15 protein-coding genes are annotated in these 13,435 nt (G+C 74.0%); 5 read left to right on the top strand and 10 right to left on the bottom strand.

Going from position 1 to position 13,435, the window contains the following annotated elements; all coding sequences use genetic code 11:
* Positions 1 to 15: 15 nt before the first annotated feature.
* Together ACQPX6_RS07960 and ACQPX6_RS07955 are read left to right on the top strand one after the other, a co-directional pair.
* On the top strand, positions 16 to 387 hold the full coding sequence (locus tag ACQPX6_RS07960) for a hypothetical protein (protein ID WP_433786712.1): 372 nt from the start codon (positions 16 to 18) through the stop codon (positions 385 to 387).
* Positions 380 to 769 (top strand): hypothetical protein, encoded by a 390-nt coding sequence (locus ACQPX6_RS07955; RefSeq protein ID WP_433786710.1) that lies wholly within the window; start codon positions 380 to 382, stop codon positions 767 to 769. Before ACQPX6_RS07960 ends, ACQPX6_RS07955 begins: the two co-directional genes overlap by 8 nt.
* A gap of 39 nt (positions 770 to 808) precedes the next feature.
* On the opposite strand, the gene ACQPX6_RS07950 is transcribed toward ACQPX6_RS07955, so the two are convergent.
* Positions 809 to 1,612: a siderophore-interacting protein gene (locus tag ACQPX6_RS07950; protein WP_433786709.1), complete on the bottom strand. Its 804-nt coding sequence runs from the start codon at positions 1,610 to 1,612 to the stop codon at positions 809 to 811.
* Between the two features lie 26 nt (positions 1,613 to 1,638).
* Positions 1,639 to 2,199, bottom strand: coding sequence for a dihydrofolate reductase family protein (locus ACQPX6_RS07945; protein WP_433786706.1), 561 nt, complete (start codon positions 2,197 to 2,199; stop codon positions 1,639 to 1,641).
* A gap of 69 nt (positions 2,200 to 2,268) precedes the next feature.
* Between ACQPX6_RS07945 and ACQPX6_RS07940 the strand changes: the two genes are divergently transcribed.
* The 3 genes from ACQPX6_RS07940 to ACQPX6_RS07930 all read left to right on the top strand — a co-directional run bounded on the left by ACQPX6_RS07940 (position 2,269) and on the right by ACQPX6_RS07930 (position 5,726).
* Positions 2,269 to 3,630 (top strand): FAD-binding oxidoreductase, encoded by a 1,362-nt coding sequence (locus ACQPX6_RS07940; protein ID WP_433786705.1) that lies wholly within the window; start codon positions 2,269 to 2,271, stop codon positions 3,628 to 3,630.
* A 24-nt stretch (positions 3,631 to 3,654) separates the two neighbouring features.
* Positions 3,655 to 4,677, top strand: a complete 1,023-nt coding sequence (locus ACQPX6_RS07935; RefSeq protein ID WP_433786704.1) for an ERCC4 domain-containing protein — start codon at positions 3,655 to 3,657, stop codon at positions 4,675 to 4,677.
* Between the two features lie 311 nt (positions 4,678 to 4,988).
* Positions 4,989 to 5,726, top strand: coding sequence for an IS110 family transposase (locus tag ACQPX6_RS07930; RefSeq protein WP_433786703.1), 738 nt, complete (start codon positions 4,989 to 4,991; stop codon positions 5,724 to 5,726).
* Here ACQPX6_RS07930 and ACQPX6_RS07925 read toward each other — a convergent pair.
* The 8 genes from ACQPX6_RS07925 to ACQPX6_RS07890 form a co-directional block, all read right to left on the bottom strand.
* Positions 5,715 to 6,991, bottom strand: a protein-coding gene (locus ACQPX6_RS07925; protein ID WP_433782182.1) for an IS3 family transposase whose coding sequence is annotated in 2 segments (ribosomal slippage) — positions 5,715 to 6,703 and positions 6,703 to 6,991 — 1,278 coding nt in all. Because the reading frame shifts where the segments join, the coding sequence is not laid out codon by codon here. The genes ACQPX6_RS07930 and ACQPX6_RS07925 overlap by 12 nt on opposite strands.
* A 229-nt stretch (positions 6,992 to 7,220) precedes the next feature.
* On the bottom strand, positions 7,221 to 7,841 hold the full coding sequence (locus tag ACQPX6_RS07920) for a uridine kinase (protein ID WP_433786702.1): 621 nt from the start codon (positions 7,839 to 7,841) through the stop codon (positions 7,221 to 7,223).
* 20 nt (positions 7,842 to 7,861) lie between these two features.
* On the bottom strand, positions 7,862 to 9,205 hold the full coding sequence (locus ACQPX6_RS07915; protein WP_433786701.1) for an MFS transporter: 1,344 nt from the start codon (positions 9,203 to 9,205) through the stop codon (positions 7,862 to 7,864).
* Positions 9,206 to 9,273: 68 nt separating this feature from the next.
* Positions 9,274 to 9,813 (bottom strand): hypothetical protein, encoded by a 540-nt coding sequence (locus ACQPX6_RS07910; protein WP_433786700.1) that lies wholly within the window; start codon positions 9,811 to 9,813, stop codon positions 9,274 to 9,276.
* A gap of 38 nt (positions 9,814 to 9,851) precedes the next feature.
* Entirely contained in the window at positions 9,852 to 10,403 is a 552-nt protein-coding gene (locus tag ACQPX6_RS07905) for a hypothetical protein (protein WP_433786698.1), read from the bottom strand.
* Positions 10,404 to 10,595: 192 nt separating this feature from the next.
* The gene (locus tag ACQPX6_RS07900) at positions 10,596 to 12,260 is read right to left on the bottom strand and encodes an acyl--CoA ligase family protein (protein ID WP_433786697.1); all 1,665 of its coding nucleotides are present in this window, start codon (positions 12,258 to 12,260) and stop codon (positions 10,596 to 10,598) included.
* Positions 12,257 to 12,694, bottom strand: coding sequence for a rhodanese-like domain-containing protein (locus ACQPX6_RS07895; RefSeq protein ID WP_433786696.1), 438 nt, complete (start codon positions 12,692 to 12,694; stop codon positions 12,257 to 12,259). The genes ACQPX6_RS07900 and ACQPX6_RS07895 overlap by 4 nt, the downstream gene beginning before the upstream one ends.
* Positions 12,691 to 13,305 (bottom strand): cysteine dioxygenase, encoded by a 615-nt coding sequence (locus ACQPX6_RS07890; RefSeq protein WP_433786693.1) that lies wholly within the window; start codon positions 13,303 to 13,305, stop codon positions 12,691 to 12,693. The genes ACQPX6_RS07895 and ACQPX6_RS07890 overlap by 4 nt, the downstream gene beginning before the upstream one ends.
* Positions 13,306 to 13,435 lie beyond the last annotated feature (130 nt).

Here is a 13,435-nt window from a genome sequence, read left to right as displayed (position 1 = left end):
CGTAGGCTGCCGCGCGTGATCGTCGGCCTCACCCTCGTGGTGCTCGCGCTCGCGCTGGCGTGGGCGCTGTGGTGCGCGGTGTCCGCCGCGCTCGGCCAGGCCCCGACGGTCCGCCACCGCCTCGGCCTGCTGGTGCTCGAGGCCGTGGCGCTGGTGCAGGCGCTGGTCCTGGTCGTCGGGCTGTTCGTGGAGCCGGGGCGGTCGGCGGGCGCGGTGGTCGAGATCGTCGGCTACCTGATCGCGACGCTCGTGGCGCTGCCGATCGGCGCGGCCCTGGCCCACGGCGAGCGCACGCGCTACGGCTCGATCGTCCTGGCCGTCGCCGGGGTCACGCTGGCGGTGCTGTCGCTGCGCACCGGGCAGGTGTGGACGGTGACCCGTGCCTGAGACGCGCTCGCTGTCCGCCGGGCCGGGCCGGGTGCTGCTCGTGGTCTACGTCGTCTTCGTGATCTCGGCGGGGGCGCGGGCGCTCTACCAGATCGGGGTGCAGTTCGAGCGCGCGCCGGAGGCCTACCTGCTCTCGGCGTTCGCGGCGGCGGTCTACCTCGTGGCGGCGGTGGCCCTCGGGCGGGGCGCGCGGCGGGTGGCGCTGGCGGCCGTGGTGGTCGAGCTCGTCGGGGTGCTGGGCATCGGGACGCTGTCGCTGCTGCGGCCCGAGGACTTCCCCGACCCGACCGTGTGGTCGGACTTCGGTGTGGGCTACGGCTTCGTCCCCGTGGTCCTGCCGATCCTGGGGCTGCTCTGGATCCGCCGCGTCCCCGCGACGTGAGTGATCTTTGGGCCTATAGGCCCAAAGATCACTCACGTGTCAGCCCAGGCCGGTGCCCTCGACGCCGCGGCGCCAGTAGCCGTCGAGGTCGACCGCGGCGGTGGGCAGCAGCGCGCGCAGGCGCCGGCGCACCGGGCGCAGGGCGCCGGCCTCGGCGCCCATCCACGCGAACCCCTCGCCCGCCGGCGGCGTGAACGCGGCGACGGCGTCGTCGAGCAGCGTGGTCGTCCCCGGCGCCGCGCCGTCGCGACGGCGCCAGTCGACGGTCACGTGCGCCGGGACGTCCCCGAGGTACGCCTCCTCGGCGGCGTCGGCGACCTCGGCGACGACGTGCACGCGCGCCGTGGCCGGCAGCTGCCCGACCCAGCGCGCCAGCGCCGGCAGGGCGGTCTCGTCGCCGCCGAGCAGGTACCAGTCGCGGGGGTCGACGACCGCGCTCGACCGGGGCCCGAGCAGCCAGAGCGCGCCCCGCGGGTCCTCGATCCACGCCCCGGCGAGCCCGCCGCCGTGGCGCACGAGGTCGACGTCGACGGTGCCGGCCACCGGGTCGTGGCGGCGCAGCGTGTACTCCCGGTACGGCCGCGGCGCGCCGACCGGCGGGGCGACGAGGCCGCGCGCCGAGAACTCCGGCTCCGCCGGCTCCTGCCCCGGCGCGGTCGGGAAGAAGAGCTTGGCGTGGTCGGTGGGCCCGGCGACGACGAGGTCGGCGAGGTCGCCCGCGAGGCGCACGCGGCGCATCCGCGGCGTCGGGTCGGTGACGTCGACGACCTCGACCCGCCGCGCGTGGCGCGCCTGCTCGGGGTGCTCGACGTGCGAGACGACCGGGGCGTCGCGGACCACCATGGACCCACGCTAACCAGCGTCGAGGGTCAGGGGCGGACCCGGTACTGCAGGTGCACCCCGCCGCTGTCGAACCGGCGCTCGCCGACGAGCTCGAGGTCGAGGCGCACGCCCGCGGGCAGGAACGGCGTGCCGCCGCCGACGACGACGGGCGCGACGATCGGCCCGACCTCGTCGACCAGCCCGGCCGCCAGCGCCGTGGCGGCGAGGCCGGGGCCGTCGACGCCGAGGTCGCCGTCGCCCTCCTTCAGCTCCCGCACCTCGTCGGGGTCGAAGTCGCGGACGATGCGGGTGCGCGCGCTGGACACCTCGTCGAGGGTCCGCGAGTAGACGATCTTGTCGGCCGCCTGCCAGGTGCGGGCGAACTCCGCCATCTCGGGCGGCTCGTCCGGCAGCTCGTGGGCGGTCTCCCAGAAGACCATCGTCTCGTACATGCGCCGGCCGTAGAGGAACGTCTTCAGCGGGCGGGTGAGCTCCTCGAGGTAGCGGTGCAGCGCGATGTCCTCGGGCAGGCCCCACCCGAAGTCGCCGTCCGCATCCGCGGTGTAGCCGTCGAGCGAGGTCATCATGGAGTAGATCAGCCGGCCCATCGGCGCGCCTCCTGGTGGTTGCGTTCTGCAATCACCCCGGACCGTAGCAGTCCGTGCTAGACCACGGGGATGTTCTCCCAGCTCGTCGAGGCGGTCGGCGCGGAGCACGTCGTGGCGGGCGACGACCCGTCGGTCGCGGACCTCTGCGCCGACGAGGCGCTGGGCGTGCCCCCGGGCAAGCCGGCGTACGTCGTGTGTCCGGGCGACCGGGACGAGGTCGTGGCCGTGGTGCGTACCGCGCGGGCGGCAGGCGCGTCGGTGACGGCGCGCGGGGCGGGCACCGGCCTGTCCGGCGCCGCGACGCCCGACGACGGCGCGGTGCTCGTGGTGTTCGCGCGGATGGACCGGGTCCTCGAGATCGACCCGGTCGACGGCGTCGCGGTCGTGCAGCCGGGCGTGGCCCTCGAGGTGCTCGACGCCGCGGCCGGCGAGCACGGCCTGACCTACCCCGTGCACCCTGGCGAGCAGTCGGCGTCGCTCGGCGGCACCGTCGCCACCAACGCCGGCGGCATGCGCGCCGTGCGCTACGGCGTCACCCGCGCGCACGTGCTCGGGCTCGAGGCGGTGCTCGCCGACGGGTCCTTGGTGCGCACGGGCGGGCGGCTGGCGAAGCTCTCGACGGGCTACGACCTCACGCAGCTGCTCGTCGGCTCGGAGGGCACGCTCGCGCTGGTCACCGAGGTGGTCGTGCGGCTGCACCCCGCCCTGCCGGCCCGGGGCACGGTCCTGGCGCCGTTCTCGTCCGCCGAGGAGGTCACCGCCGCGGTCGGGCGGGTGGTCGGCGCCGGGCTAGCGCCGACGGTGTGCGAGTACCTCGACGGCCCGACCATGCGCGCGATCTGCACCAACGCCGGGCTCTCGCTGGGGCTGCCCGAGGAGCTCCTCGACGCCGACCACCTGCTGGTCGAGCTCGCCGGGCGCCGCCAGGAGCGGGTGGACGAGGACGCCGAGGAGCTCGCGGACGTCCTGTCCGCGCTCGGGGCGAGCGAGGTGTTCGACCTGCCCGCGGGCGCGGCGCGCCGGCTGGTCGAGGCGCGCGAGAAGGCGTTCTGGGCGGTCAAGGCGGCGGGCGCCGACGAGATCGTCGACCTCGTCGTGCCCCGCTCGGCGATGGCGGCGTTCCTGGCCCGCGCCCGGGCCGCCGGTGACGCGCACGACGCGCGGGTGCTGGGCTGCGGGCACGCGGGCGACGGCAACGTGCACCTCGCGGTGTTCCAGCCCGACCCCGAGCGGCTGGCGCAGACGCTGCACGACGTCTTCGCGGCCGGGATCGCGCTGGGCGGGGCCGTGTCCGGCGAGCACGGCGTGGGGCGGGCGAAGGCCCACCACCTGGCGGAGCTCGGCGATCCCGTGGCCCTGGACGTCCTGCGGCGCGTGCGGGCGGCGCTGGACCCGGAGGGGACACTCAACCCGGGGTGCTCGATCCGCTGATCCAGCGTCGCTAGGGTCGTCGTCGTGGCGGAGCTCGTCATCGCCCGCAACCCCGACCCGGGGTCGTCGCTCGGCTTCCTGCTCTGGCTGCCTCTCGGCGACGGGCTGCTGTTCCGCACGTCGGACACCTGGCCGCGCACCAAGGCCCTCTACTGCCACCCGGCGGAACCCGACGAGTGGCCGGCCGGGGACGACCTCGAGGTCGTCGAACGCGTCGGGCTGCGGTCGTGCGCGCGCCGCGGGGCCGCCATCGACGTCGTGCTCGACCGATCCCGGGAGAACCGGTCCCAGATCGTCTACACCCGCGGTCGCGGGCGGGACATGGTCTTCTGGCAGTCACCGCGCACCCGCAAGCAGGCCCGGCCACAGGTCCGCACGCCCACCGCCCGTGCCGTCGGCGCCGGTGGCGACGAGATCGAGATCGTCGTCGACGCCCACGAGCGCTACCCCTACCGGTTCGCGTCCCAACAGGTCCGGATCGTCCGACGTGCGCTTGCTGCGGGCGACTACGGCCTCGTCCTGGGAGACGCCCTGGTGGCCTCGGTCGAGCGCAAGTCGTTGCCCGACCTGATCTCGAGCGTCGCGAGCGGCCGACTGCGGTTCGCCCTCGGCGAGCTCGCCGCGCTTCCCCGCGCAGCCGTGGTCGTCGAGGACCGCTGGTCACAGGTGTTCGCGCAGCGCCACGTCCGTCCGGCCCAGGTGGCCGACTCCCTGGCCGAGCTCCAGGTCCGGTGGCCCGGCGTCCCGATCGTCTTCGCCGAGACCCGCCCGCTGGCCGAGGAGTGGACCTACCGCTTCCTCGCCGCCGCCCTGGCCTGGGCGCACGACGAGCACGTGATCGGCGCGCGACTCCCCGGCGCGACGTCCGAGCTCCCGGGCTCGACCGCGCCCTCGCCCCCGCCCTCGCCCTCGACCGCGGAAGTCCGGGCCTGGGCACGGGCCGCCGGCATCGACGTCCCCGAGCGCGGCCGGCTCCGCCCCGACGTGTGGACCCGCTACCGGGAGGCCCATCGCGACGCGACCGAGGGCGCCGACGACCGGCGGTGATCGTGGGGCCTTTGCTGGCGTTGGACGCCAGCGTGGCCCCCACGCTGGCTGTGAGGGTGAGAGCGCCGGTTCGCGGTGTGGTGGGCTGGTGGCGTTGGTGGTGGGCGTGACTCCCACGCTGGATGGCCCTCTGGGTGCCTTGGGTGTGACTTGTCCGTCTGCTGCCTTCGGCGCCGGCCCGGCCGGGAGCTGCTGGCCTGATCAGGAGCTTGACCGCCAGTAGGCGCTGGCGTGTCCCGTCACAGTCCTGCCGTGCTCTCCAGCCGGACCGGAACCCACGTCCCTCCCGGTCAAGGAGAACGCCGTTGTCCATGCTCGCAGACCTGGTCGACGTCGTCATCGGCGTCGACACCCACAAGCACACCCACACCGCCGCGGTGGTGCTGGCCTCGACCGGCGCGGTGCTGGCCGAGACCACCGTTGCCGCCGACCCGGACGGCTATCGGGAACTCGTCGAACTCGCCGACGCGCACGGCGGACTGCGGGCCTGGGCCCTGGAAGGCTCAGCCAGCTACGGCGCCGGGCTGGCCAACGAGCTCGGCGCCCGCGGGGAGCTGGTCGTCGAGCTTGACCGCCCGGCGCGCCCGCCACGACGAGGTGGGGCGAAGTCCGACCCGATCGACGCGGTCCGCGCCGCCCGCGACGCGTTGGCCCGCGCCCGACTCGCCGCTCCCCGCGGCGGCGCTGAACGCAACGCGCTGCAGATCCTGCTCGCCGCCCGCCGAGCCGCGGTCGCGGCCAGCACCGAGGCCCAGAACCAGCTTCACGCACTGGTCGTCACCGCCCCCGACAGGGTCCGGGCCCGATTCCGCGGGCAGGGCACCCGCACCATGCTCGCCACCGCGCTACGGCTGCGGCCCGCGCACACCGCCAGCCAGGTCGAGGTGTTCACCGCGCTGAGCACACTCAAGGCCATCGCCGGACGCGTGCGCGCTCTCGAGCAGGAAGCCGCCCAGCACGAGCGCGCGATCCGCGCCGTGGTCACTTCCTGGCGGCCTGACCTGCTCGAACTGAACCGCCCCGGCGTGTCCGGAGAGCTATGGGATTGAGTGCTCGGGCTCGGGTTGGGCGTGGTGTTGACGGTAGTGGGCGTGCTCGAGCTCGACGGGTGGGATGTCGCCGGCGGTGCTGTGTAGTCGGCGGTGGTTGAACCAGTCGACGTACTCGAGGGTGGCGATCTCGACTTGCTCGACGGTGCGCCAGGGCGCCCGCGGCTTGATCAGCTCGGTCTTGAACAGTCCGATGGTGGACTCGGCCAGCGCGTTGTCGTAGGCGTCGCCGACCGAGCCGACCGAGGGTGCGGCACCGGCCTCGGCGAGGCGTTCGGTGAAGGCGATCGAGGTGTACTGGGAGCCGGCGTCGGAGTGGTGCACCAGGCCTCCGAGCTCGGTGATGCCTTCCTGCCGGCGGGTCCAGACGGCTTGCTCGAGGGCGTCGAGCACGAGGCTGGTGCGCATCGTGGTGGCGGCGCGCCAGCCGAGGATGCGCCGGGAGTAGGCGTCGAGGACGAAGGCGACGTAGACCATCCCGGACCAGGTCGGGACGTAGGTGAAGTCCGCGACCCACAACCGGTCCGGTGCGGCCGGGTTGAAGCGCCGGCCCACCAGGTCGCGGGCTCGGGCTTGATCGCCGGGGATGGTGGTGCGGATCCGGCGGCCGCGGCGGACTCCGGCCAGGCCCTGGGCGCGCATCAGCCGCTCCACGGTGCAGCGGGCGACCGGGATGTCCTCGCGGTTGAGCTGGGCCCAGACCTTGCGGGCGCCATAGACGCCGTAGTTCTCGGCGTGCACCCGGGCCACCTCGACGCTCAGCTGCTCGTCGCGACATGCCTGGGCGGTGGGCTCGGCCGCAAGAGCCTTGCGGGCCTCGTAGTAGGTGGACGGGGCGATGGACACACCGAGCTCGCCGAGCACGGTGCAGATCGACTCGACGCCCCACCGCCGGCCCGCACTGCTGCGGGCGGCGTGCTCGTCAATGAACTTCACGAGCGTCGCGGTGGCCGGTCGATCTCGGCCGCGAAGAAAGCCGAGGCCGCCTTCAGGATGTCGTTGGCCCGCTTGAGCTCGGCGTTCTCCCGGCGCAGCCGCTTGAGCTCGTCAGACTCCTCGCTCGTCGCGCCTGGGCGCACACCACCGTCGATCTCAGCCTGACGGACCCACTTGCGCACCGTCTCCCCGGTGCCCACCCCGAGCTTCTCGGCGACCGCGTTCATCGCCGCCCACGGCGACTCGTAGTCCGCCCGAACCTCGGCGACCATGCGCACCGCCCGCTCCCGCAACTCCGGCGGATAGGGCGGCTGGGACCGACGTGTCATGACCAGATCTCCTCAGACGATCAGGTCTCCGGACACGCCGGGGCGGTTCACGACAGCGCTACCACCAGCCAACCCGCGACTACATCGACCGCCGCCGAAGCGAAGGCAAGACCGACCGCGAAATCCGACGCTGCCTCAAGCGCTACATCGCCCGACAGCTCTACCGACAGCTCGAAACCCGCCCCTCACGACCTTGACGCCCATAGGAGCGTCACAGGGGACGAGTCGGTCAGCTCTGGAGCGCCGGGCGGTCGGGGTGGTCGGCGCGCACGACGAGGTCGGCGACGGCCAGCGGGTCGACCTCGTCGGCGTAGCGGGCGTACGCCGGCAGCGTCCACGCCTCGTCGGGCGGGGTGCGGCGGGCGAGCACGGTGGCCGAGAGCGCGAGGTGCACGGTCAGCTCGGCGGGCAGGCCGCGGCCGAGCAGCAGGGGCCCGTCGACGACCACGACGCCGCCGGGCGGGAGGTCCACCCGCTCGGCGCGCGCCGCCCGGTCGACGGCGACGTCCCACAGGCGCGGCAGGACCCACCCGCTGCCGCCGGCGCCCAGCGGCGCGAGCACCTCGCGCACGAGCCCGCCGGCGTCGAGCCAGTCGTCGTAGAACGAGTCCGGGTCGGTGCGCCCCCGTTCGAGGCGCACCGACGCCGGACGCAAGAACTCCCACGCCGACACCCGCACGACCGGCCGCGAGCGCACGCGCAGCGGGTCGACCAGCGCGTCGGCGAGCACCTCCGGCCGTGCGGGCGGGGCCCCGTCGACGAGCACCCGCACGTACCCGGGCCCGGCCGCATCGACGGCAGCCACGATCTCGTCGGTCAGGGCCTCGGGCGTGAGCGGGCGGATCGGCATCCCACCCAGGATGCCGCGCCTCAGGCCTGCGCGGCCCCCCGGATCGTGTCCTGCCCCGCCTCGTCCTCGGAGGCGAAGTCGGCCTCGTCGGCCTCGGGCGGGCGGGGGTGCATGAGCACCAGCGCGCCCAGCGACACGAACGCGCAGATGATGATGTAGATCGAGATCCAGGTCGTCGAGCCGGTGCCGGCCAGGATCGCGGTGGCGATCAGCGGTGCCGGCCCGCCCGCGGTGACCGAGGCGAGCTGGTAGCCGAGGCCGGCACCGGTGTAGCGGATGCCGGTGCCGAAGCTCTCGGAGATCAGCGCCGCCTGGGGGCCGTACATCATGTCGTGGAAGATCAGACCGAGCACCATCCCCAGGAGGACGAGCCCGCCGGCGCGCGTGTTGAGCAGCGCGAAGTACGGGAACGCGTAGAGCCCCGTCAGCACCACCCCCGCGCCGTAGACGAGGCGGCGGCCGATCCGGTCGGAGAGCCATCCGAAGAACGGCACGCTGACGATGCCCAACGACCCGGCGATCGCGAGATAGCCCAGCATCTCGGTCTGCGGGAGCTTGAGCTGCTTCACGCCGTAGGTCAGGACGAACGAGGTGAAGATGTAGAAGGGCGCCTGCTCGGCGGTGCGGACGAACATCGCCTTGAGGACGTCGCGCCACTGCGTCTTCAGCGTGTCGACCAGCGGCATCTTGACGACCTTGCCCGCCGTCTTGATCTGGGCGAACGCCGGCGACTCGAGCACCGAGAGCCGGACCCACAGGCCGACGGCGATGAGCAGCACGCTGGCGATGAACGGGATGCGCCAGCCGAACGTCAGGAACGATGCGGTGTCGGAGAAGAGGTAGAGCACAACGGTGCCGGTGACCAGCCCGAGGGGGACGCCGGTCTGCGGCCAGGCGGCGAGCAGCCCGCGCTGGCGGCGGTGGCCCCACTCCATGGCCATGAGCACCGAGCCGCCCCACTCACCGCCGACGCCGATGCCCTGCACCACCCGCAGCACCGTCAGCAGGATCGGGGCCCACACACCGATCGTCTCGTAGCTGGGCAGGAAACCGATGAGCACGGTCGCGCCGCCCATCAGCAGGAGCGTTGCCACGAGGCTGTACTTGCGCCCGATCCGGTCGCCGAAGTGCCCGAAGATCGCCGCGCCGATCGGGCGCGCCGCGAAGCCCACGAACTGGAGGGAGAACGAGGCCAGCACACCGCCGACCGACGAGGTGCCAAAGAACAGCGGCCCGAAGACCAGCGCGGCCGCGGTGTTGTAGAGGAAGAAGTCGTACCACTCGATGGTGGTGCCGACCGTGCTCGCGACGACCGCGCGGCGCTTGAGCGCCCGACGGTTCGCTCCGGCGGGAAGGGTGCTCATGCCGGGCCATGCTCGCGATCACACCCACATGGGGCAATAGCTCACCTGCACCACACCCACTCGGCCGTTCAGATCACCGAGAAGCGATCGGTGAGCTCCTCCCCGTCGGTCCGCGAGATCACGCAGCTCACCTGGCGCGCCCCGGACACCGATCCCGCGGAGCGCGGGTCGTCGAACGCGGCCTCGCTCGGCACGATCGCGGTCATGCGCAGGTCCGCACGGTCGACGCCGCTCGAGGAGGGCACGAGCAGGTCGGAGTCGATGAACAGCGCGCAGAAGGCCCGGCCGAAGTCGCGCATCGCGGGCTCCCCGGGGTAGGCCACCGGGCGGCCCTGGTCGATCGGCGTCCGCGCCGCGACCACCTCGACGTCGTGGGGCGTGCCGCACTGCGCGTCGGCCGACGCCCCGAAGTTGCCCCCGGAGACGAGCTCCCCCCGGGCGCACTGGCCGTCGAAGAGCACGAACTGCTCCAGGTCCCCGCCGGCGCCGAACGTCAGCACGTCGGGCTGCGCGGCGAAGGGCCGGTAGCCGCCGAGCAGCGCCCCGACCAGCAGCAGCATGAGGGCGAGCACCACCGCGCCGGCCGCGAGCGCGACGGGCCGGCTCACCCGCGGCACCCCGGCGCCACGCGGCGCCCCGTCGGCGCTCAGTGCTCCTGCTCCACGCGCAGCGCCTGCTCCTCGACCGTGCCGGGCTCGCGGTCGATGGCGGCGACCTCGCCGACCGTGTCGTCGGCGGGCAGTCCCGTCGCCTCGGCGGCGCCGGGCGCGGACGAGAGGCCGAGCTGGACCTCGCGGCCGTCCTCGACGAGCTGCTCGTCGGCGGCGACCCCGTCGGCGCCCTCGGCGTCGAGCACCACACCGCCGCCGACCCCGTCGACGGCGTTCTCCGGGTCGTCGATCGACTCGTCGAGGTCGTCGATCGGCGTCGCGGACAGGGGCCGGTCGGGCGGTTCCTCGGCCGTCACGTCCGGCTGCTCCTGCGGGAGCCGGTAGTCGATGCTCGGGTCGGTGGTCTCCCACTCGCGGGTGCCGCCGAGCCGGACGTCGCGGCTGTAGCCCTCCGGGGCGTCCATGCCGTCCTCGAGGGGGTCCGCGCCCATGCGGTCCTCGTCCGTGATCACGGCCGGCTCGGTGTCCAGGCTCGTCATGTCGTTGTCCAGGACGGCTTCGCCCCGTTCGACGGACTCCTCGCTCACGCGCCCTCGCTCCTCGTGGGTGACCGGCGACGGACATCCTCCGCCGCGCGGGCCCCGTTCCCGCGGGCACCCCCACCCATGCGCCGCCCGGGACCGGGGCGGCGGGGCGGTCGGCGCCGCGAGGCGAGCGGCGGTGATCGAAGTGCCGATACGGACACTCAACGTCAGCGAAGCCACTTCGCTGACACTGGCCTACCCCCGGATCCGGGTGCCGGAGTCGCCCCACTCCTTGGCGCGGAGCTCGAACTTCTGGATCTTGCCGGTCGAGGTCTTCGGCAGCTCCTCGACGATCTCGACGTCGCGCGGGGCCTTGTAGCGCGCGATGGCGCCCTTGACGTGGTCGATGATCTCGCCCGGCTCGGCCGCCTTGCCCTGGCGCAGCACCACGAACGCCTTGGGCCGCTCGCCCCAGCGCTCGTCGGGCACCCCGACCACCGCGGCCTCGAGCACCGCCGGGTGCGAGAGCACCGCCTGCTCGACCTCGACGGTGGAGATGTTCTCGCCGCCGGAGATGACGACGTCCTTGGCGCGGTCACGCAGCTCGACGTAGCCGTCGGTGTGCATGACGCCGAGGTCGCCGGAGTGGTACCAGCCGCCCGCGAACGCCTTCGCCGTCGCGTCGGGGTCGCGGAAGTAGCCGGACATGACGTTGTTGCCGCGCATGACGATCTCGCCCATCGTCTGCCCGTCGGCGGGCACGTCCACGAGCTCGACCGACGACCAGTCGCTCGCGTCCTCGGCCAGGACCTCGACCACCCGCACCGGCTCGGCGATGAGCATCCCGACGCCCTGGCGGGACTGCAGCCGGGCGCGCTCGTGCTCCTCGAGCCCGCGCCAGTCCTCCTGCCACTGGCACACCGTGTACGGCCCGTAGGTCTCGGTCAGGCCGTAGACGTGGACGATGCGGAAGCCCATCTTCTCCATCTCGAGGATGGTGGTCGGGCTCGGCGGCGCCCCGGCGGTGGTCACCACCAGCGCGTAGTCCAGGGTCCGGGCCTCGGCCGCGTTCATGATCGTCGTGACGACGGTGGGTGCGCCGTTGAGGTGGGTGACCCGGTGCTCGCCGATGAGCGCCCAGATCGCGTCGCCGCGCACCTCGCGCAGGCAGACGTGGGTGCCGCCGATCGCGGTGATCGCCCAGGGCGTGCACCAGCCGTTGCAGTGGAACATCGGCAGCGTCCACAGGTAGACGCTCGCCGGGTCGTGGTACGAGTGCACGATCTCGCCCAGCGAGTTCAGGTACGCCCCGCGGTGGTGGTACTGCACGCCCTTGGGGCGCCCGGTGGTGCCGCTCGTGTAGTTGATGCTGATCGTCGAGCGCTCGTCCTCGACCTCCCACGGCAGATCCGCGTCCCCGTCGCCGCGGACGAGCAGGTCCTCCCAGCTCGCCCCGTCCGCGGTGGCGCCGGCGTCCGGGCCCTGCTCGTCGACCAGCGTGACGACCTCGCGCACCGTCTCCAGCGAGTCCGCCACCGGGTCGACGACGCTGCGCAGCGTCGAGTCGACCACCAGCACCGTCGCGCCCGAGTGGTCGAGGATGTAGCGCACCTCCTCGCTCGACAGCCGCGTGTTCACCGCGACCAGCACCGCCCCGCCCAGCGGCACCCCGAAGTGCGCGACGAGCATCTCCGGCACGTTCGGCAGCAGGCACGCCACCCGGTCGCCCGGCCCGACCCCGCTCGCGCGCAGCCCGCGGGCCAGGCGCTGGGCGGCGCGGGCGAACTCGGCGTACGTGTGCCGCGCGGTGCCGTGGACGATCGCGACCTTGTCCGGGTACACGTCCGCCGAACGGCGCAGGAACGCCAGCGGCGTGAGCGGGGTGATCCAGGTCTCGGGCGTGTCCACGCCCCGGATCATGTCGCGTCGTCGTGTGACGGGCCAGGGTCACGCGCGTAGTCGGGGCGCTCGTCGGAGCCGGGCGCGGTCGGCAGCCCCGCCGCCGCCCAGGCCCGGAAGCCTCCGGCGACGTCGGTGGCCCGGTGCAGGCCGAGGTCCTGCAGCGCGGCGGCCGCCAGCGAGGACGTGTAGCCCTCGGAGCACAGCACGATCCACTGCCGGTCGTGGTCGGTCGCCTCGGTGATGCGGGCGTCGGAGGTGGGGTCGAGGCGCCACTCGAGGTGGTTGCGCTCGATCACCAGCGCGCCGGGCACCGTGCCCTCGTCGAGGCGCTGCCAGCCCGGGCGGATGTCGACGAGCAGCGCCCCGTCGCCCACGGCCGCCGCGGCGTCGCGGGGGTCGAGGCGCTGCAGCCGGGCCCGCGCCCGGGCGAGCAGGTCGGCGACGGCGCTCACTCCGGCGCCTGCCCCGGGGCCACCAGCTCCGAACGCGTGCGGCGCAGCACGCCGGCCTCCACGCGGTAGTACGACATCGCCGACAGCGGCGGGGAGTAGGCGTGCACGCTCACCGCGGTCTCGACCGCCCGGTTGGTGACGTCGTGCACGTGGCCGAGGCCGAACGCGACGCTGCGGCCGGGGTCGAGCACGCGCCGGCGCAGGCCCGGCCCGCGGGCGTGCAGCTCCTCGGCCGGGCAGGTGCCGTCGTCGTCGCTGCCCGCGGTCCAGCGCCACTCGGTGAGCGCGCCGCGCACGACGGTCAGTGCGCCGATCGACCCGCCGTGGTCGTGCAGCTCGGCGCCCTGGTCGGTGGTCCAGGAGATGAGCCACACGTCGAGGTGATCGTCGGCGTGCAGCCGCCGCGACCAGCGGTGCACGGGGTCGACCTCGACGCCGTGGCGGCCGTCCTCGACCTCGGCCGCCACCTCGCGGGTGATCGCGGTGAGGTCGTCGAGGCTCGCGGGGGTCGGGCCGTCCTGCCAGCGGCGGCGGTCCGCGCGGCGGGTCCGGGGCCGGGCGAACGGGCCGGTCGGGGCGGGTCGTACAGGGGTGTCCACCAGGGTGGTCACGGTCGTCCTCCGGGTGCGGGCGTCCGCGCGCACACGTCACCGGGCGGGACGGGCCGGGAGGATGGGGTGCGACGCGCGGGCGAGGGGACGTCGCGGCCGGGCGGCACGCGACGGTCAGCTCGTCAGGCCC

It is taken from the genome of Actinomycetospora sp. CA-101289 (assembly GCF_050955895.1).
Taxonomy (GTDB): Bacteria; Actinomycetota; Actinomycetes; order Mycobacteriales; family Pseudonocardiaceae; genus Actinomycetospora.
Note: the sequence above shows the minus strand (reverse complement) of the source record. Positions and strands in the feature narration are given on the sequence as shown.

Bases quoted from the DNA above. Each gene is read 5' to 3' on its own strand.
- ACQPX6_RS07950 (WP_433786709.1), bottom strand. From the start codon at position 1,612: ATGGTGGTCCGCGACGCCCCGGTCGTCTCGCACGTCGAGCACCCCGAG.
- ACQPX6_RS07930 (WP_433786703.1), top strand. From the start codon at position 4,989: ATGCTCGCAGACCTGGTCGACGTCGTCATCGGCGTCGACACCCACAAG.
- ACQPX6_RS07920 (WP_433786702.1), bottom strand. From the start codon at position 7,841: ATGCCGATCCGCCCGCTCACGCCCGAGGCCCTGACCGACGAGATCGTG.
- ACQPX6_RS07940 (WP_433786705.1), top strand. From the start codon at position 2,269: ATGTTCTCCCAGCTCGTCGAGGCGGTCGGCGCGGAGCACGTCGTGGCG.
- ACQPX6_RS07915 (WP_433786701.1), bottom strand. From the start codon at position 9,205: ATGAGCACCCTTCCCGCCGGAGCGAACCGTCGGGCGCTCAAGCGCCGC.
- ACQPX6_RS07945 (WP_433786706.1), bottom strand. From the start codon at position 2,199: ATGGGCCGGCTGATCTACTCCATGATGACCTCGCTCGACGGCTACACC.
- ACQPX6_RS07900 (WP_433786697.1), bottom strand. From the start codon at position 12,260: ATGATCCGGGGCGTGGACACGCCCGAGACCTGGATCACCCCGCTCACG.